The organism is Rufibacter sp. LB8 (assembly GCF_014876185.1).
Lineage (GTDB): Bacteria > Bacteroidota > Bacteroidia > Cytophagales > Hymenobacteraceae > Nibribacter.
Map to the genome: position 1 here is coordinate 4378665 of NZ_JADALJ010000001.1, position 22362 is coordinate 4401026.

General features: G+C 52.5%; 16 protein-coding genes. 10 read left to right on the forward strand and 6 right to left on the reverse strand.

The features are described 5' to 3' along the window. Window positions 1-39: 39 nt before the first annotated feature. Entirely contained in the window at window positions 40-3081 is a 3042-nt protein-coding gene (locus IMY23_RS18310; protein ID WP_192823464.1) for a SusC/RagA family TonB-linked outer membrane protein, read from the reverse strand. A gap of 105 nt (window positions 3082-3186) precedes the next feature. Between IMY23_RS18310 and IMY23_RS18315 the strand changes: the two genes are divergently transcribed. From IMY23_RS18315 to queG, 3 genes are all read left to right on the forward strand, one after another. Further along, a complete protein-coding gene (locus IMY23_RS18315) occupies window positions 3187-4188 on the forward strand; it encodes an AraC family transcriptional regulator (protein WP_192823465.1) in 1002 nt (333 codons plus the stop codon). Window positions 4189-4473: 285 nt separating this feature from the next. Then, on the forward strand, window positions 4474-5517 hold the full coding sequence (gene ruvB / locus IMY23_RS18320; protein WP_192823466.1) for a Holliday junction branch migration DNA helicase RuvB: 1044 nt from the start codon (window positions 4474-4476) through the stop codon (window positions 5515-5517). Window positions 5518-5927: 410 nt separating this feature from the next. Next, a complete protein-coding gene (gene queG, locus IMY23_RS18325) occupies window positions 5928-6899 on the forward strand; it encodes a tRNA epoxyqueuosine(34) reductase QueG (protein WP_192823467.1) in 972 nt (323 codons plus the stop codon). On the opposite strand, the gene IMY23_RS18330 is transcribed toward queG, so the two are convergent. The 3 genes from IMY23_RS18330 to IMY23_RS18340 all read right to left on the reverse strand — a co-directional run bounded on the left by IMY23_RS18330 (window position 6864) and on the right by IMY23_RS18340 (window position 8852). Beyond that, window positions 6864-7058: a hypothetical protein gene (locus tag IMY23_RS18330; RefSeq protein WP_192823468.1), complete on the reverse strand. Its 195-nt coding sequence runs from the start codon at window positions 7056-7058 to the stop codon at window positions 6864-6866. The genes queG and IMY23_RS18330 overlap by 36 nt on opposite strands. A gap of 165 nt (window positions 7059-7223) precedes the next feature. Continuing rightward, window positions 7224-8072 carry a ferritin-like domain-containing protein gene (locus IMY23_RS18335; protein WP_192823469.1) on the reverse strand — a complete coding sequence of 283 codons (849 nt, stop codon included), beginning with the start codon at window positions 8070-8072 and terminating at the stop codon, window positions 7224-7226. Between the two features lie 21 nt (window positions 8073-8093). After that, on the reverse strand, window positions 8094-8852 hold the full coding sequence (locus IMY23_RS18340; protein WP_192823470.1) for a ferritin-like domain-containing protein: 759 nt from the start codon (window positions 8850-8852) through the stop codon (window positions 8094-8096). 261 nt (window positions 8853-9113) lie between these two features. On the opposite strand from IMY23_RS18340, the gene IMY23_RS18345 reads away from it, so the two are divergent. Both IMY23_RS18345 and aroC read left to right on the forward strand, forming a co-directional pair. Then, complete coding sequence (locus IMY23_RS18345) at window positions 9114-10550, forward strand: BatD family protein (RefSeq protein WP_192823471.1); 1437 nt, start codon at window positions 9114-9116, stop codon at window positions 10548-10550. Further along, complete coding sequence (aroC, locus tag IMY23_RS18350) at window positions 10547-11629, forward strand: chorismate synthase (RefSeq protein ID WP_192823472.1); 1083 nt, start codon at window positions 10547-10549, stop codon at window positions 11627-11629. The genes IMY23_RS18345 and aroC overlap by 4 nt, the downstream gene beginning before the upstream one ends. Before the next feature lie 255 nt (window positions 11630-11884). On the opposite strand, the gene IMY23_RS18355 is transcribed toward aroC, so the two are convergent. Then, the gene (locus tag IMY23_RS18355; RefSeq protein WP_192823473.1) at window positions 11885-13258 is read right to left on the reverse strand and encodes a sodium:proton antiporter; all 1374 of its coding nucleotides are present in this window, start codon (window positions 13256-13258) and stop codon (window positions 11885-11887) included. Between the two features lie 211 nt (window positions 13259-13469). On the opposite strand from IMY23_RS18355, the gene IMY23_RS18360 reads away from it, so the two are divergent. The 3 genes from IMY23_RS18360 (at window position 13470) to IMY23_RS18370 (ending at window position 17870) form a co-directional block, all read left to right on the forward strand. Then, window positions 13470-14096 carry a NifU family protein gene (locus IMY23_RS18360; RefSeq protein WP_192823474.1) on the forward strand — a complete coding sequence of 209 codons (627 nt, stop codon included), beginning with the start codon at window positions 13470-13472 and terminating at the stop codon, window positions 14094-14096. 416 nt (window positions 14097-14512) lie between these two features. Next, a complete protein-coding gene (locus IMY23_RS18365; protein ID WP_192823475.1) occupies window positions 14513-16159 on the forward strand; it encodes a peptide MFS transporter in 1647 nt (548 codons plus the stop codon). 286 nt (window positions 16160-16445) lie between these two features. Further along, window positions 16446-17870, forward strand: a complete 1425-nt coding sequence (locus tag IMY23_RS18370) for an APC family permease (protein ID WP_192823476.1) — start codon at window positions 16446-16448, stop codon at window positions 17868-17870. A 296-nt stretch (window positions 17871-18166) separates the two neighbouring features. Here the strand turns inward: IMY23_RS18370 and IMY23_RS18375 are convergent, their stop codons facing one another. Continuing rightward, complete coding sequence (locus IMY23_RS18375; RefSeq protein WP_225986549.1) at window positions 18167-19060, reverse strand: YitT family protein; 894 nt, start codon at window positions 19058-19060, stop codon at window positions 18167-18169. Window positions 19061-19344: 284 nt separating this feature from the next. Here IMY23_RS18375 and IMY23_RS18380 point away from each other — a divergent pair, with 284 nt between their 5' ends. Both IMY23_RS18380 and IMY23_RS18385 read left to right on the forward strand, forming a co-directional pair. Then, window positions 19345-19710, forward strand: a complete 366-nt coding sequence (locus IMY23_RS18380) for a hypothetical protein (RefSeq protein ID WP_192823477.1) — start codon at window positions 19345-19347, stop codon at window positions 19708-19710. A 162-nt stretch (window positions 19711-19872) separates the two neighbouring features. Beyond that, window positions 19873-22152, forward strand: a complete 2280-nt coding sequence (locus IMY23_RS18385) for a cation:proton antiporter (protein ID WP_192823478.1) — start codon at window positions 19873-19875, stop codon at window positions 22150-22152. The last annotated feature ends 210 nt before the right edge of the window (window positions 22153-22362 follow it).

Consider the following 22362-nt stretch of genomic DNA (forward strand, 5'->3'; position numbering starts at 1 on the left):
AATCTAACGTCAAAAATCCTGTGTTTTCTATCTGCTTCCTTAAAATCCTAAACTCACATTAAACCCGAACGTGCGGTACGGCGGCACTTGCCGGAAGCTCACGTAGCCATCGGTTTGGTTGTAGAGATATTCCGGGTCGCCGTGGTCATTGTCTTTGTGCCGAAGGATGAACACATTGTTCGCCACAAAGCCCAGGCTCGCCTCTTTGATGAAGTTCTGTCGGCTTAACAAAGACATTGGCAAGGTGTAACTGATGCTCAGTTCGCGCAGCTTGAAATAATCTGATTTGGCGGCGGTGTTGGACTGGATAGAACCTTCGCGCTCCCAGAATGCCCGGTCTCCTTTGGAATACACGCTGTTGTTGGGTTCAAACACGCCGGGCGCAGTCTCAATCACCGAGTTAGGGTAAAGGAACGGCTGCCGGTTGAATTCCACAGTGCGGGGGTGCGTGCCGGCGGTGTACATGCGCGGAATAATCTCTGAGTACAGCCAGCCGCCCATGCGCCAGTCAAACTGTGCGCCAATACTCAAACCTTTGAACTGCACCATGCTGTTCAGCCCCACCTGGTAGGGCGGTACCATGGTGCCCAGATACGTGTTCTCAGTGGCAATGACCGGGTTGCCCGTGGCGGCGTCTATGATAATGCGGCCCTGCGGGTCACGTTTGTAGTCACTCACCAGCAAGCTTGGATACGACTGCCCAATGTTGGCGTAAGACTGCCGGAAGATGTTGAAAGACTCCAACCCTTGGTACAACTCCTTCACCTGGTTGTCTATGTAGGTGAAGTTGGCGCCTAAGTTCCACTTAAATGTTGGTGTCAGGACCACATCACCGCCCAGGCTTACCTCAATAATGCTGTTGGTCAGGCGGCCTGCGTTTACTACGGCGTCATTGTAACCGGTGGCGCGGGAGGTGGTGGCGTTGAAAATCTGCCCTTTGGAGTCTGAGTACACATAGTTGGCCTCCACGTTCATGCGGTTGTTGAACAAGCCCAATTGCACGCCTGCTTCATAAGACGTCACAAACTCCGGCTGAATGTCTGCATTTGGGTAGCGCAGGCTAGGCGTGAACCCCACGGTATTGCCAAACGGAAAGCCGTTGATCTGCGTGTACGCGTTGTTGAGTTGATACGGATTCAGAGTCACGTTGCCGGTCTTGTTCCAGGAGGCATACACCTTCCCAAACGAAAGGCCACGCTTGTCTTGCAGCGCAGGAATAGCCTCAGAGAAAATAAAGGAACCGCTCACGCCCGGGAAAAAGTACGACCGGTTGTCGGGGCTCAGGACAGAAACCCAGTCATTGCGGCCCGTAAAGGTCAGGAACAGGAAATTCTGGTAACCCGCCGTGAATTCGCCGTAGGCACTCACGGAGCGCTGCTCGGTAATACCAGTACCAGAAGCCGCCGACAATTCCCCAATTCTACTGCCGGGGTTAAACAAATCTGGGAAAAGCAGGTTGCTGGCGCCCACGGTCACGCTTTTGGTATAATCTGCCCGCGTGTTCTGGCCCAACAACAGCCGGGTACTTATTTTCCCGAAGTCCTTCTTGAAGTTCAGGATGACATCACTGTTCAAACGCCGGAAAGAGGTGTTATTGTCACTCACGCTTCCGTTCACGTTGCGGGCCGCCGAAGCGGGCACCTCAAACCGACCGGTGGTAGCGCGGGTTTCATCAATGGTGCTGTACAATCCAAACCGGTACAAGGCGCTAAACCAGGGCGTCACGTCATATCCTAATTCCAACTTGCCATTAATGGTCTGCTGTTCGTTCTGCTCCCTAATATTGTCTATCTGGAAGAAAGGGTTTTTCTGGCCGTCTGTGAAGAAGTACAGCGGGTTGGCCGCCGAACCGGTCTCCTTCCAATGGCGCATGCTGTTGAAATCAAAATTGGCGGGTAACTGGTAGGCGGTAATCCAGGGGCCGTCTGGGGTAGTGTTCTTTTTGAAGTACACGTAGTTCAGCGCATACGAAGACCGGAGCTTGCCAAACGTGCGGGACCCGTTGAACCGACCACCCGTGCGGCGGCTTTCGTCTTCCGGAATAATACCTTTGATGGTGGCGTCCTGCAAAGAGAAAAAGTATGTGGTGCGTTCGTCTCCGCCCGAGAAAGAGACATCATTCTGCACGTTCACTCCGGTCTGGAAAAGGTCCAGGCGGTTATCTTGGTCAGGTGCGGCATACAACACCTGGTGGCGCGAACCATCTGGCAGGGCAGGGCCTACGTCTTTCATAGAGCCGTCAAACGCGGGTCCCCAGGATTCCCACTGCAAGGGGTCAAACACGCCGGCATTCCCCTGGCCAAATCGGGTTTGCGCCTTGGGCAAAAGAAATACTTTTGAAAACGTAGTGGTATTAGACACCCGCACCAGGCCGCGCCCTCTTTCCCCAGATTTGGTAGTAACCATAATGGCCCCGTTCACGCCCTCAGAACCATAAAGCGCAGAAGCATTGGCCCCTTTCAACACCGTGATGCTTTCAATGTCATTCGGGTTCAGGCGACCAATGGAAGGAATGGGCACGCCATCCACCACATAAATGGGCGCGTTCTTGGCTCTGTTAAGCGACCTGGTGCCGCGCAACACCACCTGTAACTGCGGGTCTACCTTGCTGTCATACATGTTCACGCGCAAGCCCGCCACTTTGCTGTTCAGTCCCAGCAGCGGGTTCACCGGTTTTCCTTGGTTCAGAGATTCATTGCTTACAATCTGGGCAGAGGCACCCAACTCGCGGGCGGGCCGCTTAATGCCCAGGGCACCGGTGACCACAATTTCAGATAGTTGGGTGTTATCAAGTTCCAGGGCAATCTGCAGGGGAGTGGTGGCGCTGGTGACGGCTACTTGCTGCGTTTTGTAGCCAATATATGTAAAGACCAAAATCTGGCCCGGCGCGGCAGGTAAGGTGAAGTTGCCGTCTGTGTCAGTGGAAGTAGCCTGGGTTGTGTTCTTCAATACCACGGTGACTCCGGCCAACGGGGTTCCGGTGGCTTGTTCTAATACCTTGCCGTTGACGGCGGTTTCCTGCGCATGGCCAGTTGCCGTGAGGCTCAGCAGGAAGGCGAGGAGTAGTATTAATCTATGCATAGAGACTGTTTAAATTTGTGCGAAATTATTTATATTTAGTCTAAATAATTAAACTTGCGCAAAGATAGAGGCCAACTTGGAACAGAAATGACGGGAAAAGGAGAAATGATAACGCGGAAAGGAGAAACTGACGCGCTGCTGGCTTCTTTTTCAACAGACAAAGCCGGTGCGGTGCTCCAGGAGAGTCCTTTTGGCCTGCCCGGCCATTTGGTGCAGCAGGAGATAACCTTCTCCGACTGTCCGGCGGCCGGCCGGCAGGTTTCCTTGCGCAGTCCCAACGTGTCACTCACCTATACGCTTGCCCACGTGCCGGGTCAGGAGGAAGACACTTTTTCCCATGGCACGGGTCTGGTTCAACTGTGTTTCTGTTTAAGAGGCACCGTACACTATATAAGAGCAGGAGAGGAGAGACCCGCCGCCAACTTGCAGGAACAGCAGCACAACGTGTTCCTGTTTCCGGCTGGGGCCATGGCGTCAGAAAAGCATGCGACGGCAGAATGTGAAGTGTTTGAGCTCAGCCTAACCCCAGATTTCTTTTTCAGGTGCCTGCCGCCCGCCCATGTCCTTGTGAGCCAATTCCTGAGAAAACAAGCCGAGAACAAGTTTGATCAGTTGCTGCCTATGATCATTACGCCCCGCCTTACGGCCATTCTCTATGAATTGCTCAACCAGAAACTCAAAGGTTTTTGCTGGCAGACCTTTTTTGAGGCGAAGGTGATGGAGTTACTGGCCTACCAACTGGAGCAATGGGAGCAAACCCTGGAACTGGACGCCGGCGAAAACCTAAAGAAAGAAGACGAACAGAAGATGCAGCTGGCCCGGGAAATTCTCCTAGCCGATTTGGAGCATACCATCTCCATCAAAGAGCTGGCGCACCAGATAGGCACCAATGAATTCGACCTGAAAAAGCATTTCAAGATGACCTTTGGCGAAACCGTTTTTGGCTACCGGCAGGCCTATAAAATGGAACGCGCCCGCGAACTGCTGCTGCAAGGCGACACCAAAATCAATGAAATCAGCCGACTGCTGGGCTACAAACACGCCACGCACTTCACATCGGCATTTAAGCGGCACTTCGGTTTACTGCCGAATAAGATAAAGAAGTAAAGGTCTTTTATTTAACAGTCAATTCCTTAGGTTGGTCATTGCCGTTTTCGGGCTCGTTTTCAGAAATGAGCCCGAAAATGGAAAGTGAGGACACCTCCGGAGAATTATTCGGGCGCCATTTCAAACCATCACTTCAGGGTTTTGCTAACTGTGTTGGGAAAACTGATTAATTAGTAAAAATAATAGCATAAACTTGGTCATTTGTAGAGGCTGTTGGACCGATTTTCCCTGGCATTGTGTTATCTTTACAACTGATTCTTAGCTTTTACGCCAGGAGATTGACACATGAGAGAAGACTATTTAACCGGTTCGGCAGACCACCTTTCGCCCGCTGAGAAAGAGTATGACAAGGCGCTCAGGCCCTTGGATTTCAGCGCTTTCACGGGCCAGGAAAAGGTGGTGGAGAACCTCAAGATATTTGTGGGCGCGGCCATTATGCGCGGCGAAGCGTTGGACCACGTGCTCCTGCACGGCCCTCCGGGCTTGGGGAAAACTACTCTCAGCCACATCATCGCCAACTCACTGGGGTCCAATATCAAGATTACGTCGGGCCCGGTGCTGGACAAGCCCAGTGATTTGGCGGGTTTGCTTACCAACCTGGAGAAGAACGACGTCCTGTTCATTGACGAGATTCACCGCCTGAACCCCATTGTGGAAGAGTACCTGTACTCGGCCATGGAAGATTACAAGATTGACATCATGCTGGACTCTGGCCCCAATGCCCGTTCTGTGCAGATTTCTTTGAATCCGTTTACCTTGATTGGAGCCACCACGCGGTCGGGTCTGTTGACCTCGCCGTTGCGGGCGCGCTTTGGCATCAACTCGCGGTTGGAGTATTATGACTCCAAGCTGTTGACGTCTATTGTGCAGCGCTCCGCCGAGATTCTGGGTTCGCCTATTCATGAAGATGCCGCCTTTGAGATTGCCCGCCGCAGCCGCGGTACGCCGCGTATCGCCAATAATTTGTTGCGCCGTACCCGTGACTTCGCCCAAATTAAAGGCGACGGGACCATTACCGTTGACATCGCCAAGTTTGCCCTGAATGCCCTGGACGTGGACCATAACGGTCTGGACGAAATGGACAAACGCATCTTGCTCACCATCATTGAGAAGTTCAAGGGCGGTCCGGTGGGCTTGTCTACCATTGCCACCGCCTGCGGTGATGAGGCCGAGACCATTGAGGAAGTCTATGAACCGTTCCTGATTCAGGAAGGCTACATCAAGCGCACCAGCCGCGGCCGTGAAGCCACCGAAGCCGCGTACCGCCACCTGGGCAAGATTCCGCCCAACCACGTGCGCAGCGGTACCTTGTTTGACCAGGCCCAATAAAAGCAAATCCCGTTTTCGGCTTCATTTTCAGAAATGAGCCCGAAAACGGAAACTGGCAAACGTTCAAACCTCGCAGGTTTCCAAAACCTGCGAGGTTTTTTTTTAGCTGCCTTTCCAAAAAGGAGGGCTAAAACAATAATTATAGATAAGGCTGAACACAATAGCTCAACTATTTTCAAACCGTAAAAGCAAAGTCCCTTCAGAAGGTTAGGATGAGGGAAATTTCTTTTAAACTGAATGGCTTAGCTATAAAAAGTGCCCCTCACCCTAGCCCTCTCCCAGAGGGAGAGGGAATTCCGGTTTCTGTTTTTGCTTTCATTTCCAGAATTGAGCCCAAAAACGGAAAAATACCGGCAACTGAAATTCTTTTCCGCCAAATTTGTTCTTTCCTCACAGCGCCTTTTCAATTCATGTTCAACCAAACCGCCAGACATACGCAGCTCATCAAGCAGAAAGCCCAGGAATTGGGGTTTATGTACTGCGGCGTGTCTAAAGCTGATTTTCTGGAGGAAGAGGCGCCGCGGCTGGAGAACTGGCTCAACCAGAACAAGCACGGCCAGATGCACTACATGGCCAACCACTTTGACAAACGCCTGGATCCGCGCTTGCTGGTAGATGGGGCTAAATCAGTGGTGAGTTTGCTGTTGAATTATTATCCAGAGGAAACCCAGCCCGAGGACACGTTCCAGATCTCCAAGTACGCGTACGGCCAGGATTACCACTATGTCATCAAAGACAAACTCAAGACGCTGTTCAATTATATACAAGAAGAGATTGGCGAAGTGGGCGGGCGCGTGTTCGTGGACTCAGCCCCGGTCATGGACAAAGTCTGGGCGAAGAAAAGCGGTTTGGGCTGGGTAGGCAAGAACAGCAACTTGATACGGCCGGGCGTGGGCAGTTTCTTCTTCATTGCTGAGCTCATCCTGGACCTGGAACTGGAACCAGACGGCCCCATCAAAGATTACTGCGGCACCTGCACCAAGTGCATGGATGCCTGCCCCACAGACGCTATCTCAGAACCCTACGTGGTAGACGGTAGCAAGTGTATTTCGTACTTCACCATTGAACTCAAAGACCAGATTCCGCAGGAAGTGGAAGGCAAATTTGGGAACTGGGTGTTTGGCTGTGACATCTGCCAGGATGTATGCCCCTGGAACCGGTTCAGCAAGCCACACCAGGAACCCCTTTTCACGCCACATCCTGAGCTGCTGCACCTTTCAACTAATGATTGGATGGAGCTAACCCAGGATGTATTCAGTGACATTTTCAGAAAATCGGCGGTGAAACGTACTGGGTTTGCCGGGCTTACCCGCAACCTGCAGTTTGTGGCCACCGCGCCGGTAGCCTTAGGCGGCCAGCACCTTCCCGAAGATTCTGTCTAAGATGCTGTAATAAGTACCAGAAAAGCGTTGGTAACACCAGTCACGCAAGGTCTCCAACTCGGTGCGCACTAACATGCGCACGCTCTTTCTCAATTCCTTCTCAAACAAACTTGAATCAAAGCTTACTTTGTCCAAGATCAGTTTTACGTACTCCAACATGGTTTTATATAGCTAAAAGGTGTGATGTAACTTGGACTATTGTATACGCGGAAAGGGTTGAATTAGCTGCGCGATTTGTACTGATTTTTATAAGATATTTACACGAAATTGAATAAAAAAAGGGCAACCCATTGGGCTGCCCTTCCTTACAAAATTAAATTTTTATTATCTCAGGAACGGTGTCACAATCTGCAACACGGTTTCTTTTGACATTGGCTCATCAAAGGCCTCTGAGGCGGCGTTGGCATCAATGGTGATACCGTTGAAGGTTCCGGCAATAGGCACGGTGGCTTGCGTGGTCAATTCTTCCCCGTCATACACCAACTGCGTACCAGCGGGCAGACCGGCGCGGTCTTTCAAAGTGATCCAGGGCTTTACACTGGCCATGATAGAAGGCGTGTCGCGGCGCATTCTTCTAATGTGCGCAGCGTGACGGGCTTCTACAGAGTGAATCTGCAAAGCGGCTTGCAATACGGTATTATTGCTTACCAAATTGCCTGCCTGGCCTTTATAAGCACGTACGCCGGTGTCTTCAAACGCTTGCGCAACAGCTAGCATAGTGCCGTAGTTGGTGAAAACGTCTGCAAACGCACCACGGGCGGTAAAGTCAAAGCTGGCGGCGGTGAACGTTACCGGTGTGCCTTGCAAGCTAGAAATAGTGGTTCTCAGGAAGGCTACGTGTTGGGCCTCATGGTCTCTGATCAAGGCAATGGCGCCTTGGGCAGCGGCAGGTGCACCTACGGCTATTGAAGCGGCGGCGGCTTGCTTGTAAAACTCAGACTCCAGGTATTCCAGCGTCAACGCGAAGTTCAAGACCTCTACAATGGCAGCGTTGCTCCCGGTTTGTGCGTACGCTTTGTTGAACATGCTGCCCAGTGCCAACGGCACGGCGGTGGCGGCCAGTTTCTTGCCAAAGCCGGCGAAATGTTTGAAAACGGCCCGGCGCGGATCTAAACGGTCATACACCTCTGGGTCTACTTTTTCAATCTCAGTGATTAGGTTGAATATATTCATGATTCTTTTCCTCCTTTAAAATTATTGTGGTAAACCAGTGGCAACAATGGTGTCCTGGATAAAGCCTTTGGCCAGATTCAGCACTTCAGTAGGCGACAAGGCCACGTCTAAGCCGTTGTTGTCCACAATCATGCGGCCGGCAATAATGCCAGAGTCGCCTTTGGCGAAGTCTCCGTTGCTGATCATGTCTCTGATCTCAGCGGCATGGCGGGCTTCCACAGAAACAATTTTCCCGGCCAGGGTCAGGTACGTGAGGCCAGCACCGGTGTCTGTGAACAATTTACCGGCTCCGTTGTAGGCGGCCACCCCAAGGTCTTCAAAGGTTTTGGCCGTGGCCAGCACCGCGGCGCGGTTAGCGAAGTTGATGGAGGAAAAGTTGGGGGTAAGGTCTTTGATTCTGTTAGCGGCCGGAATAGCTCTTCTGAAGAATTCGCGGTGGGCTATCTCATGGTTTCTGATGTCTGTGAGCACCATGCGCTCTGAGGCAAGAGGAAAAGCGGTGTTGAACGCAGCGTTAGCCACCACTTGGGTATAGAAGGCAGCTTCAAGTTGCTCCAGGGCATAGGCGTAGTTCAAGATGCCCACGTCGCCGGTGCCAAGGTTCACGGTGCCGTCTGCGGCCATTGCCGGATCATCATCGTCATCACAGCCAACGGTCAGTAATAACGCAGAGGCGGCCAGGCCGGCTCCGGTGTACCGCATGAATGAACGCCGATTCAAGGCCGCGTTCAAGGCGCCCAGGGGCTCTTGTTCCGGAATCTGATTTGTGTTTTTCGCCATAGTTTTAATGAATGAGGGTGAATACTACTGGCCGCCAGCTACCGTTTTAGAGATACCTTTTAAAAGAATTATCCCTGCCTGCCCGGGCGGTTCAGCCAGACCTACGGCGCAGCCTGCCTAACCGGATTTTGGGAAAGTCAAAAAAAATAGAATTCTTTTTTACCCTAACCTTCCGTTTTTCAAATGGATGCGCGGTGCTACGGCGGTTCTTCGTACTTTTGGCCTGCTGGCAAAAACCCGTTTTCGGGCTCTATTCCTGAAATGAAGATAAAAACAGGCCTTTTCCTCTTGCTCTGGATCATGTGCGCCACCTGCTGGGGACAGGCGCCGGAGCTGGCTGTGGAGTATGGCCCCGGCACGGTTCCCCTTGACCAGTATTTCACCATTTCGCTTAAAAAGACCGGCGCCAGGCCAGAGAAAGTGGAAGGGTTCCCCGAGATTGAAGGCTTGCAGAAAAGTACCCAGCGCCGCTCTGCCGCCACCTACCGCACCGGCAACAAAACCACCGTGGTGCACACGCTCACCCAGCAATATGCCCCTCTGCGCGAAGGCGATTTCAGCATAAAACCCTTCACGCTGCAAGTTGACGGCAAGCCTGTGACTGCGCCTGCCTTTAAAGGAAAAGTAGAACCAATGGCCTTGGTGCCGGGCAAGTCACCGTCAGATACAGTGCCGGCGGCGGGCCCCATGGCGGCCCCAGAATTTGCGGATGTAAAAGATAACGCCTTTCTTACGCTGCATTTGCCCAAGCAACGCGTGTTTGTGGGCGAAAGCGTGCCGGTGTCGCTTTGGTTTTATGTGGCAGATACAGATTTGGGCTTGCTGGACTTTTACCAGTTTGAGCCGCAGCTGCTTGCCGCCATTCAACTACTAAAGCAACGGAGCGCGCTGGAGCAGACAGTGGCCCAACAGGAGATTACACCTGAAAAGACGCAGATTGGTGGCAAAGCATTCACCCGGTATAAATTGTATGAGGCGGTGTTGTTCCCCATTACGGCGCAGGCGCTGCGGTTCCCGGTGGTGCAGCTGCAGATGATCAAGTACAAAATCGCCAAAACGCCCAGTCTCCTGAACCAGAACCGGCTACCCGACTATAAAACCTATACCACTTCGGCGCAACGGGTAGAAGTAAGAGCCCTGCCGCCGCACCCGCTTCGGGACCAGGTGGCCGTGGGCGTGTTCCGGTTACGGGAGCAATTGTCGCGCAATACCATCAGCCTGAACCAGAATTTGGTGTACCAGATGCAGATAGAGGGCGAAGGCAATATCAAGGCGCTGCCCTTGCCGCAGAACGTGGGGGTTTCCAGCGAGGTGGAGGTGTACACCCCGGAAATCAGGCAGCAGGACCGCGTGGCCGGAGGGCAGGTGGTGGGGTCCAAGACGTTCCGGTATTTCATTGTGGGCCGGCAGGCGGGGCAATATGCGCTCCGCGATTTGTTCCAGTGGGTGTATTTCAACCCCAGCACAGCCCGCTATGACACGCTCCGGCCCAGCGTGGTGGTGCGCGTGCGCGGGCAGGAAGACCAGAATTCGTTTATCAGGGCCCAGCCTTTGGGCGATTTTTACAATATTATAGAGACAGAGAAAAACCAACCCATTCCGCTGGACTATTTCAAGGGCGTGCGCCAGTACACCAACATAGCATTGGCGGTCATGGGTTTGGCTTCTCTGTTTGTATTTTTTATCAGAAGAAAATGAGCAATACTTTTGGGTCCATCTTCCGGATCACCACGTTTGGCGAATCGCACGGCACGGCCGTTGGCGTAGTTGTAGACGGTTGCCCCGCCGGACTTCCCATTACGATAGAAGAAATTCAGGCGTCGCTGGACAGACGCCGCCCCGGCCAGTCAAAAATCACCACGCCCAGAGATGAGAAAGACCAGGTGCAGATTCTGTCTGGTATTTTCAATGGGCAGACGCAGGGCACGCCCATTGCGCTGGTGGTGTTCAACAAAGACCAGGCAAGCCATGACTACTCGCACATAGAGAACGCATTTAGGCCTTCGCACGCAGACTATACCTATACCGCCAAATACGGCTCACGGGACCACCGCGGTGGCGGCCGAAGCTCGGCCCGGGAAACCCTGGCCCGCGTGGCGGCAGGCGTACTGGCCCAGAAGTTCCTGGCGGAGCAAGGCATTGAGATCTCGGCTTATGTGTCACAAGTGGGTACCATCTTCGCCCCGGCAGACTATGCTGAGATGGATTTAAGCCAGGTGGACAGCAACATTGTACGGTGCCCGCACCCAGAAACTGCCGAGAAAATGATTGCCTTGATTGAAGACACCCGCGATAAATTAGACACCATTGGCGGCGTGGTTTCCTGCGTGGTGAAAGGCGTGCCCGCCGGTTTAGGTGAGCCCGTGTTTGACAAACTGCACGCGGAGTTGGGCAAGGCCATGCTGAGCATCAATGCCGTGAAAGGCTTTGAGTACGGCAGCGGTTTTGAGGGCGTGCGCATGTACGGTTCCCAGCACAATGACGTTTTTTACACCGATGATGCCGGAAACGTGCGTACCCGTACCAACCATTCGGGCGGCATACAGGGCGGCATCTCCAACGGGCAGGACATCTATTTTAAAGTCGCGTTCAAGCCGGTGGCCACCATTTTGCAGCCGCAGACTACCATTGACCAGGCCGGCCAGGAAGTAACCCTGCAAGGCAAAGGCCGCCATGACCCCTGCGTGTTGCCGCGTGCTGTGCCTATTGTAGACGCCATGGCTGCGTTGGTGCTGGCAGATTTCGTGCTTCGGGCTAGGGCTAATAAGTTGGGGTAGGCGTTTTCGGGCTCCAGATTGGAAATGGAGGCTAAAACATAAATTATATAAATAGTAGAGACCAGGCCCTGCCTTGTCTCTACGGTAGAGGTTCCGAAAAACGCTGGCTCAAAGACCTCGTAGTGTGCGCAGCTCCTACAAATGTCTTCGCCAAGAAATCTTCCTGTTTGTCTTCCCGCTAAATAAAAATTCCCGTTTTGGGGCTCATTTCCAGAAATGAGCCCCAAAACGGGAATTACTTTTATGAAAGGCTACCTACAGAATCACCAGCAGCCAAATCAAGACCAGCACCGGCAGCAGATACACCAATGAATACTTAAAGAGGTACTGGAAGAAAGGCGGCATTTTCACGCCAGCCTGTTCGGCAATGGCTTTCACCATAAAGTTGGGACCGTTGCCAATATAAGTCATGGCGCCAAACAACACCGCCCCAATGGAAATGGCCTCCAAGACCAGCAAGGTCTCCGGATGTTCGGCCAGGCCGTAGGCGAAGTGCTGCACATCAGAAACGCTGGCGTAGTTGAGGTGGTACTTGGCCATGCCCAAAGACAGGAAGTTGGCGTAGGTGGGCGCGTTGTCCAACACGCCAGAAAGCGAGCCCGTCACCCAGTAAAACACGGTAGGCGTGAGCTTGGCGGCAAACTCCGGCGAAGAAGCCAACGCGGCAGAGAGTTGCAAGGCGGGCATCATGGTGAAGAAAATCCCGAAGAACAGAAACACCACCTCCAGAATGGGGTCAAAACTGAAATGATTGCCGTTGAGGGCGGTTCGGCTGGCCAGCTTAAAGCACAGAAAAGCCGCCGATAATTGAATCACTTCGCGCACAAATGACACTTTCACGCCGCCTTCCATGGGTATGTAGGGCAACCAGTCAAACGACGAGGGGTTCAGGAACGTGGCCCCAATAATCACAGCCAGCCACAAGAGGTTGCGCTTGCCGGTGAAATAGAATTCGGTTTTCTTCTCAATTTTGGCTTTTACGGCAGGCTTGGGAATAAACGTGGCTTTGTTTCTGGAATCAAGAATAAAGAAAATAGTACAAAGCGCCCCAACGGCAATGGCCCAAGGGGTGAACAGGTGTTGCAAAGTCCAGAAAAACGGCACGCCCTTCAGAAACCCGATGAACAGCGGCGGGTCGCCCAGCGGCGTGAGCATACCGCCCGCGTTACTCACAATAAAGATAAAGAAAACAATCTGGTAAGGCTTGATGCGGTGGTTGTTGAGCCTGATGAACGGCCTAATCAAGAGCAAAGACGCGCCCGTGGTTCCAATCACGTTGGCGATTATCGCCCCGAACAAAAGAATTCCCACGTTAATCAGCGGGGTGGCGTTGGCATTGGCGTTGATGTAGATGCCGCCCGCGGCCACGTACAAAGCGCTGAGCAAAATGGCGAAAGATGCGTACTCGGCCAGCGTCTCGGCGGGCATGTGCGTGTCCTGCAAGACCAACAGGTAATAACTCAGCACTAGCAAGCCCAGGCCCACGGCAATGATTTTAAAGTATTTATGCCAGAAATGCGGAAAGAAAATGGGGCCGGTGGCAATCAACAAAATCAGAAGTACGAAGGGGGCAACTAGAAAACCAGGTATGTCTGGGGGCGTGGCGGCCAGTAATACGGTGGTGAGCATGGGAACTTGGTTGGTAAAAGGTGAGATTCTGGGTAAAGATACAGTTTCTGCCTCAACCTATTTTCCGTTTTAGGGCTCATTTCTGAAATGGAGGCCAAAAACGGAAGCCAAGCGCGTGGTTACCAGAAGGGAACCAATAGGTAATGGAATTTTGCCTAATTTTGGAAACTTAATACCAAGGCCGTAAGTTTTTACTTTAAATAGCAATACCATGACTGAACATACTGAAAATACTACCAAACCGGTTTCTGTGTACGCCGAGGCGAACCCGAACCCGGAATCCATGAAATTCGTCTTGAACTCCACCTTGCTGGGCGAGGGCGGCAGCGTAGATTACCCCACGCTTGAAAGCGCGGTGGAGTCTCCGTTTGCGCAGGAGCTGTTCAACTTTGACTACGTGAGCCGCGTGTTCATTGCCAGCAACTTCGTGACCATCACCAAGAACAACCCCGTGCAATGGTCGCACCTGATTCCAGAACTGAGAACGTTCATCAAGTCTTACATAGAGGCTGGCGGACCCATCTTCATTGGCACGCCCACCATGACCACCGCCGCCTCTGCCGCTGCCGAGGTTTCTGCTGACCTCTCTGCCGAAGACGCGGAGATTTCACAGAAAGTGATTGACCTGTTGGAAAACTATGTGCGCCCGGCCGTAGAGCAAGATGGTGGTAACATCACCTTCAAATCCTACAACCAAGGCGTGGTGACCGTAAACCTGCAAGGCTCTTGCAGCGGCTGCCCATCGGCTACCGTTACCTTGAAAGCCGGCATTGAGAACCTGCTCAAGCGCATGGTGCCCGAAGTGCAGGAAGTAGTAGCTGAAGGTGTGACCTTGTAATACATCTGAATAAATTTTGAAAGCCCTGCCAGAGATGGTGGGGCTTTTTTGTGTTCAAGTGAATCTGCTTTTTGAATGTTAAACCCACACCTAACCCCTCCTAGGAGGGGAATTGGCATGCGTGGTGAATAGTGAAAAAGAATACTCGTGCAGATGCTCGTCTCCTGGGAGGGATAGGGTGGGTTCAGGTGTGCTACACAACTTGTCTCATTGAAACGTCTGTCAATCATTTCCCAAATTTCCGTTTTGGGGCTCATTTCCAGAAACGAAAGCAAAAACGGAAAATTCCAGCCAACCTCTTGCATTTGCACGGAAACCCTAAGAAAAAGCCGGGCATTCCACTCCCTTAACCCCAAAATGCAGGCGGTTTCAATCCTTTTCCCTATTTTCAGACCATAATTCCTAACCTGCACCAAATGGCAAACTCAACTTCCAAGCACCCCAAGGGCTTGTATTTCCTTTTCCTGGCTGAAATGTGGGAACGCTTCGGCTATTACCTCATGATCGGGATTTTCTTCCTCTACATGACCGACACCCAGAGCGCCGGTCTGGCCCTGCCCAAAGACCAGGCCTCTGACATTTACGGTACCTTTATTGCCCTGGTATTCCTCACCCCGTTCATAGGCGGTTTGCTCGCTGACCGGTTGCTGGGCTACCGCTTGTCCATTACCATTGGTGGCGTTTTAATGGGTTTGGGTTACTGCGGGCTGTCCATTCCCGGCGAAAGTTTTTTCTTTCTTTCCCTGGCGCTCATCATCATTGGCAACGGGTTCTTCAAGGCCAACATCTCTACCTTGCTGGGGAATCTATATTCTGAGCCGCAGTACTTGCCGCAGAAAGATGCCGGATACAATATCTTTTACATGGGCATTAATGTGGGCGCGTTCATCTGCAACTTTGTGGCGGCGTATTTAAGAAACACCTACGGTTGGGGCTGGGCTTTTCTGGCGGCGGGCATCGGTATGTTCATCGGCCTGATTGTGTTCTGGGCAGGCAACAAAACCCACCGCGACTATGACATCAGAAAACCCGCGCAACCCCATGACATGCCGCTCTGGAAAGTGGTGGGCCTGGTGATTGTGCCGGCCATGGTGGTGGGCGTGCTGAGCTGGTATTTGATTCCGGGCGACGTGTTTGGGTCAGATTCTACAGATGCGTTCATTTTCGGGTCTATTCCTATTATTCTATTTTACGTGAGTTTGTGGGCGAAAGCGTCTACTGAAGACAAGAAACCAATTGCGGCTTTGCTGTCTATTTTTGCCGTGGTGGTGGTCTTCTGGGGCGTGTTCAAGCAGAACGGCACCGCGCTCACCACCTGGGCCGAGTACTACACAGACCGAAGCCTGCCTGAATCGCTGGAGAAACCAGCCGCTTCCCTAGGCATGGTGCAGAACATTGACGCCACTACCAAAACCGTCCCGGCCTTTGACAACGCGTTCAGAACCAGCACAGATGCCGAGGGCAAAGTAGTGACCAAGGAAGGCGTGGAGCCGTACCTGAACAACTTGCCGGAGCGGGATTGGCCGCAGGAAGGCAACTCACTCAAACTCATTTCCACGGAGTTGTTTCAGTCCATTAATCCGTTCTTCGTGATTATTCTCACGCCGGTGGTGGTAGGCTTCTGGGGCCTCATGCGCCGAAAGAGAAAGGAGCCCAGCACGCCTGCCAAGATGGCCTGGGGCTTGTTCATTACCGGCCTGAGCACGCTAGTGATGGTGGGCGCCGTGTGGGCCGGCGACAACGGCCTGGACAAAGTTTCCAGCATGTGGCTGGTGGGCACCTATTTTGTGGTGACCATTGGCGAGCTCTGCCTTAGCCCCATGGGCTTGTCATTGGTGTCTAAAGTGAGCCCGCCGCGGTTGACGGCCCTCATGATGGGCGGCTGGTTTATCGCCACGTCCATTGGCAACAAACTCTCCGGCATTCTGGCCAGCCTCTGGGACACCTATGATGACAAGCAGTATTTCTTCTGGGTGAACTTTGCGGTAACCGTGGGCGCTGCCCTGGTGCTGGTGCTCATGCTTAACTGGCTGCGCCGAATCATGGAAAAACCAGCGGTGTAACCGAAGGCAAAATTTCTTGTAGAATGTTAGCGGCCTCCGTTTTCGGGCTCATTTCCAGAAATGAGCCCGAAAACGGAGGCCGCTTTTTTACGCGGTAGCCTGGAGCCGAATTTTGGGAGTGACGGGAGTGGGCCTGTGGAAGGAAATGACGCCCGGCCAAGGCTAAGGTTCAGGGAATCAGAGTTCTGTTTTGGGGCGGGACATGGGTTGAAAACTTTCTGTGGTGGAAAGGAAGTGCTAGGAATACTGCCCCATGTCTCTATCTTTAGCCAAACATTTAAAACAGATGAGCAATACAAAACAGCTGAGCCGATCGTTGGGCCTGCGTCTGGTGGTAGTGGTGGTGATTGGCAACATCATTGGATCTGGCGTCTATAAGAAAGTGGCGCCCATGGCCGCCGAACTCCACTCGCCGGGCTGGGTCTTGGTCTGCTGGGCGCTGGGCGGCATTATCACGTTGTTTGGCGCATTGAGCAACGCTGAGGTGGCGGGTTTGCTGGCCGACACGGGCGGCGAATACGCGTATTACAAGCGCATCTACAACCGCTTCTTCGCGTTCATCTACGGTTGGTCTTTGTTCACGGTGATTCAGACGGCGGGCATCTCATCCTTGGCCTATGTGTTTGCGCAGAGCTTGCACAGCCTGGTGGACCTTCCGCCCATGTTCGCAAGTATGGCTAATTACAACATCATGGAGGTGTTCTTTCCGTTCGCCGATTTTAATGTGAAGTTCACAGCCATTCTGTTGATTATATTCCTGACCTGGATCAACGGGCGCGGCCTGGTGGCGGGCACGGGCCTGAGCACGGCCATTCTGCTGCTGGTGTTTGCCGGTATTGGCGTGATTGTGTTCTTCGGGTTGAGCAGCGGGGAAGCCAATCTTGCCCAGAGTTTTGACATGCAGACCACCAACAACACCACGGTTACGTTCAGCGCGGTGTTTGCGGCCATGCTGTCGGCGTTTTGGGCGTACCAGGGCTGGGCATCCATCGGGTTTCTGGGCGGCGAAATCAAAGATGCCAAACGCAACATTCCGCGCGGCATTACCATTGGGGTACTCACGGTCATCGCCATTTACCTGTTGGTGAATGCCACGTATTTGTCTTTGCTTTCTATCCCGGAAATTGAGGGCGTGTTTGCGGCGGGCAACCAGATTGCGGCCATTGAGGCGGTGAAAAGTTTCTGGGGCACGGGTGGCGGACTCTTTATTTCGGTGCTGATTCTGGTGACCACGCTGGGCTGTACCAACGCCACCATTCTGGCCAGCTGCCGCACCTACTTCGCTATGGCCCGCGAAGGGTTGTTCTTCAAGAAAGCCGGCGATTTAAACCAGGCCAAGGCCCCGGGCATGTCTCTGGTGTACCAATGCGTGTGGGCTTGCGTGCTGGTGCTGTCCGGCACCTTTGACCAACTCACCGACATGATCATCTTTGCCGTGTTCATTTACTACGGCGCCACCACGCTGGGCGTGTTCATCCTGCGCCGCAAGATGCCAGATGCACCGCGCCCCTACAAAGTCTGGGGCTACCCCATCATTCCCGCCATCATGATTCTGTTCTGCGCGGCCCTGTTCTTCAACACCATCTATGTGCGCCCCCGCGAGGCTGGCATTGGCATGATCTTGATGCTCACCGGAATTCCCATGTACTACTGGTTTAATAAGAAATACGGCAAAAACCAGGTGCAAGAAACCTCAGTTCCGGAGGAGTAGAAATATCTTGTTCGACTTTAACTCCCGTTTTTGGCTTCATTTCCAGAAATGAGCCCCAAAACGTAAAAACCCATCTTTCTCCATACAGGGAAAGCTGGGTTTTCATTTTTATTCTAAGTAAAGGCAATGCTCACAAGTACTACTGCCGCAAGTTTAGCGCGAGCGTAAATGTGGCTGAACACGTAGTAAGTTTCTAAACTTACGTGAGTTGTTAAACTCGCCAAATGTAAAACCACAAGTTACGCTCGCGCTAAACTTGCGGCAGTAGTGATTTTCAAGCGAATTCGAATGAAAAATTAATGCAAAGCCCTTCTTTTCACCATGCCTCCGTCTGTGTCGTCAATGCTCTGCTGAATGAGAAAGGCTTGAGGGTCTATGCGTTTCACTTCCTTGCGCAGCGCCGGCACCTCTAGTCTGGTGACTACCGTGAAGATGATGTCAATCTCCAGATTGTTAGCGCCGCGTTTGCCAAAACCGCGCTTGCCCTGGTAAATGGTCACGCCCCGGCCCAATTTTTCAGTAATGCTCAACCGAATCTCCTCGCTTTTGGCAGAGACAATGGTCATGCCGGTGTACTGCTCAATGCCGTGCAGCAGAAAATCAATCATTTTAGAAGCGCCAAAATAGGTCAGGATAGAATACATGGCCACGTCAATGCCCAGAAACGCGGCGGCGGTGCAGAAAATGATAATGTTCAGGATCAAGATCACATCACTCACCTTAAAGAGCGGATAGGCCTTGCTGAGCATGACGGCGGCAATCTCCGTGCCGTCCAGCACAGAGCCGCCCCGCATGGCCAGGCCAATGCCCAAGCCAATGAACACCCCGCCGAACACCGCAGTCAGCATTTTATCAGAGGTAATCTCAGGGAACGTAAGAAGCCCCAGCGCCAAAGAAAGCCCCACAATGGCCAAAGCGCTCTTAAACGCAAACAACCGGCCCACATACTTGTACCCAATGGCCACAAACGGCAGGTTAATGACTACCACCAATACCGCCAACGGCAACCCAAAAATGTGGGTGAGCAACATAGACACGCCCGTCACGCCACCGTCAATGAAATGATTGGTCAGTAGGAAACCCTTCAGCCCGAAGGCCGCGGACAGGATGCCTAACAGAATAAGGACCGTGTTTTTAAGTTCGGCGTTAAAGTCAAAGTCTTGATGGGCGGTAGGGAGGATACTTCGCAAGAATTAGGGAATATGTAAGTGGGTACAACGGTGCACGGTTACCAATATAGCTAAAAATAAGCGCATGAACGTCGTGCAAAGCCAATTTTTCCTAAAGAAAACACTGCGAATTTCTGTAATACCCTGGTAAGTTGCAAACAAAATAGGGGGGATGGCCAACCGCTGGAAACCATTTTGGCCCCTTGCGGTGTGTGGTTTAGCAGACTACAATCCAAGTCATTCTGGCAAAAAGCAGGAAAATTCGCTAAATTGCGGAAATGACAACTTTCTTTCTCCTTCTGAAAATGCAGCTGAAGATCCCGCTGATGGGGGTGATGCTGCTATGGTCGTTGACGCGGCCCGGCCAGGAGATGGAAGTCTATCGGTTTCTGCTGTCTGGCGCAACCGGGGAGCCAGTCCAGGCTGTGGCCCTGGCAGATAATTTTGATGACGGCAGTACCACCGTTAAGCCCGAAGCTACGCATGCCTACGAGGAAGCCCGGTTGGGTGGCGCGGTGCCCATGCCGTTTCTGCCTGGGGTACTGGCTTCTGTAGTCTCAGCCTACTTTTACAGTGATTCCCAAGGCGCTGTCACAACCTTCCGTAAAAATGCTCCTGACCGGCTGCCCGGGCGCTTGTTACTTTTCTCAGTACATCCCAACGCTCCGTAGTTTTCTAAAACCTTATTCGGGCTTTTGTTCTTGCCTTTGGTAGGGAAGCGTGAAAGCAACTGAACCTTATATTTTTAGTAAATAACAGTAACGTGCAAGGTTTCTTACCACAAGGACCTTTGGATGGTGCGGTAAACCCCTCCGTCCGGAAATACAGAGACAATGACACATCTTCCGCATTTAGTGACAGATTTAGGGCTGATTTTGGGCGCTGCCGGTATCACCACCCTTATATTCAAAAAAATAAAGCAGCCTTTGGTGTTGGGCTACATCATTGCCGGTTTGTTGGTGGGGCCGCATTTCTCGCTCTTCCCCACTATCATGGAGCCCGAGAGCATTACCGTGTGGGCCGAGATTGGCGTTATTTTCCTCCTTTTCAGCCTAGGTTTAGAATTCAGTTTCAAAAAACTGGTGAAAGTAGGCGGGGCCTCCAGCGTAATGGCGCTCACTGAGGTAGGGGTCATGTTGTTGCTGGGCTATCTGGCCGGCAAGGTGCTGGGCTGGTCCACCATGGACAGTATTTTCCTGGGCGGCATTCTTTCCATTTCGTCTACTACAATTATTATCAGGGCGTTTGAGGAACTGGGCGTGAAATCACAGAAATTCGCGGGCTTGGTGTTTGGCGTGCTCATTGTGGAAGACCTGGTGGCCATTTTGCTCATGGTGTTGCTTTCCACCTTAGCCGTAAGCCAGCAGTTTGCCGGTTCAGAAATGTTGGAGGCCGTCCTGAAACTGGGTTTCTTCCTGCTGCTTTGGTTTTTGGGCGGTATCTTCCTGATTCCTACGTTTCTGCGCAAGGCCAGCAAGCTCATGAACAATGAAACACTCTTGATTGTGTCTCTGGCGCTGTGCCTGATCATGGTCATTCTGGCGGCCAAGGCGGGTTTTTCGCCGGCGCTGGGCGCGTTCATCATGGGTTCCATTCTAGCAGAAACCACCAAAGCCGAAAAAATTGAGCACCTTATTTCTTCGGTGAAAGACTTGTTTGGGGCTATTTTCTTTGTGTCGGTGGGCATTCTCATAGACCCGTCTACCATTGTGGAATACGCCGGGCCTATTGCGCTAATCACGTTGGTGACCTTGGTGGGCAAACTCACCAGCATCACAGCCGGAGGCCTTATTTCTGGGCAAGGCCTGAAAACGTCTATCCAGAGTGGCATGAGCGTGTCGCAGATTGGGGAATTCTCGTTTATCATCGCCACGCTGGGGCTTACGCTCAAAGTAACCAGTGATTTCATCTATCCGGTGGCGGTGGCGGTGTCTGCCATTACCACGTTCACTACGCCCTACATGATCAAATACTCAGAACCGCTGTACCGGGTGGTGGAGCGCGTACTGCCCCAGAAATGGCTGAGTTCGCTCAATGAATACAGCTCCGGCACGCAGACCATCTCCACCACCAGTGACTGGAAAGTGGTGCTTCGGTCTTATGTCCTGAATTTGGTGGTGCTGTCTGTGATCATCATCAGCGTGATTCTGTTGTCTAGCCAGTACCTCAACCCGTTCATCACCCAGAATGTAATAAATGGCAACCTGGGTGATATTGTGACCACGGCCATCACCTTTATTTTGATGTCGCCGTTTCTGTGGGCGCTGGCGGTGCACCACCCAGAGAAAGAGGCGCAGGGCCGTATCTGGGCGAATAAAAATTACCGAAGCCTGATCATTGTGCTGGAATTCAGCCGCATAGCGGTGGCCATTTTGTTTGTATTCTTTTTGTTGAACCAGTTCTTTTCGGTGCAGCTGGCCGTGGTGGTGGGCTTGGTGATGGTGGTACTCATGGTGGTGTTCTCCAGAAGGATTCAGGCTTTCTACATAAGAATTGAGAACCGCTTTGTGCGCAACCTCAACGCCCGTGAACTCCATGAAGCCGAACGCATGCACCACACGCTCACGCCCTGGAACGTGCACCTCACCAGTTTTGAGGTGTCCCCGGAGGCCGATGTGGTAGGCAAAAACCTAGCTGAATTGCAGGTGCGCGAGAAGTACGGCGTGAACGTGGCGGTGATTGAACGCGGCGAGCGCACCCTCACGGCCCCCACCCGCAATGAACGCATTTACCCGCACGACAAACTCTACGTGTTTGGCACCGATGAACAGATGGAGGCGTTCAGGCAGTTTTTGGAGGCGGGCAGCAGACAGCCGGTGGCCAACGGGGAACGCGACGAAATAAAACTCCAGAAGCTGAAAGTGCGCGAAGGCTCCATGCTGCTGCACCAATCCATCCGGAATTCGGGGGTTCGGGAAAAAACCAAGGGCCTGATAGTGGGCATTGAGCGCCAGGGCGAACGCATGATTAACCCAGACTCAGAACTGGTGTTTGAAGAAGGCGATCTGGTCTGGATTGTAGGTTCCCCGCAGAAAATAAAGCAACTAGAAGAAGCCCGTGAGAATACCTCCCAAAACCAGTCACCGGGCAAGGGCCTTTCCTTCTCCAATTAAGGCTGTTGGGTGAATTAGGTGATTCCCGTTTTCGGGCTCATTTCTGGAAATGGAGCCAAAAACGGAATCTGAGGAAAATACACTCGTCTTTTGGGTGAGTGACAAGCCTGAGGTAATGTGTTTTTCTAGGCTACCTGCAACTCATTCTGATAAACCTGGAGACAAGGCACTGCCTTGTCTCCAGGTTTCCTAAGCCAATATATCAGCCAT

Bases quoted from the DNA above. Each gene is read 5' to 3' on its own strand.
- IMY23_RS18315 (WP_192823465.1), top strand. From the start codon at position 3,187: ATGATAACGCGGAAAGGAGAAACTGACGCGCTGCTGGCTTCTTTTTCA.
- aroC (WP_192823472.1), top strand. From the start codon at position 10,547: ATGAGCAATACTTTTGGGTCCATCTTCCGGATCACCACGTTTGGCGAA.
- queG (WP_192823467.1), top strand. From the start codon at position 5,928: ATGTTCAACCAAACCGCCAGACATACGCAGCTCATCAAGCAGAAAGCC.
- IMY23_RS18335 (WP_192823469.1), bottom strand. From the start codon at position 8,072: ATGAATATATTCAACCTAATCACTGAGATTGAAAAAGTAGACCCAGAG.
- IMY23_RS18370 (WP_192823476.1), top strand. From the start codon at position 16,446: ATGAGCAATACAAAACAGCTGAGCCGATCGTTGGGCCTGCGTCTGGTG.
- IMY23_RS18385 (WP_192823478.1), top strand. From the start codon at position 19,873: ATGACACATCTTCCGCATTTAGTGACAGATTTAGGGCTGATTTTGGGC.
- IMY23_RS18380 (WP_192823477.1), top strand. From the start codon at position 19,345: ATGCAGCTGAAGATCCCGCTGATGGGGGTGATGCTGCTATGGTCGTTG.
- IMY23_RS18330 (WP_192823468.1), bottom strand. From the start codon at position 7,058: ATGTTGGAGTACGTAAAACTGATCTTGGACAAAGTAAGCTTTGATTCA.
- IMY23_RS18355 (WP_192823473.1), bottom strand. From the start codon at position 13,258: ATGCTCACCACCGTATTACTGGCCGCCACGCCCCCAGACATACCTGGT.
- IMY23_RS18345 (WP_192823471.1), top strand. From the start codon at position 9,114: ATGAAGATAAAAACAGGCCTTTTCCTCTTGCTCTGGATCATGTGCGCC.
- IMY23_RS18340 (WP_192823470.1), bottom strand. From the start codon at position 8,852: ATGGCGAAAAACACAAATCAGATTCCGGAACAAGAGCCCCTGGGCGCC.
- IMY23_RS18360 (WP_192823474.1), top strand. From the start codon at position 13,470: ATGACTGAACATACTGAAAATACTACCAAACCGGTTTCTGTGTACGCC.
- ruvB (WP_192823466.1), top strand. From the start codon at position 4,474: ATGAGAGAAGACTATTTAACCGGTTCGGCAGACCACCTTTCGCCCGCT.
- IMY23_RS18310 (WP_192823464.1), bottom strand. From the start codon at position 3,081: ATGCATAGATTAATACTACTCCTCGCCTTCCTGCTGAGCCTCACGGCA.
- IMY23_RS18365 (WP_192823475.1), top strand. From the start codon at position 14,513: ATGGCAAACTCAACTTCCAAGCACCCCAAGGGCTTGTATTTCCTTTTC.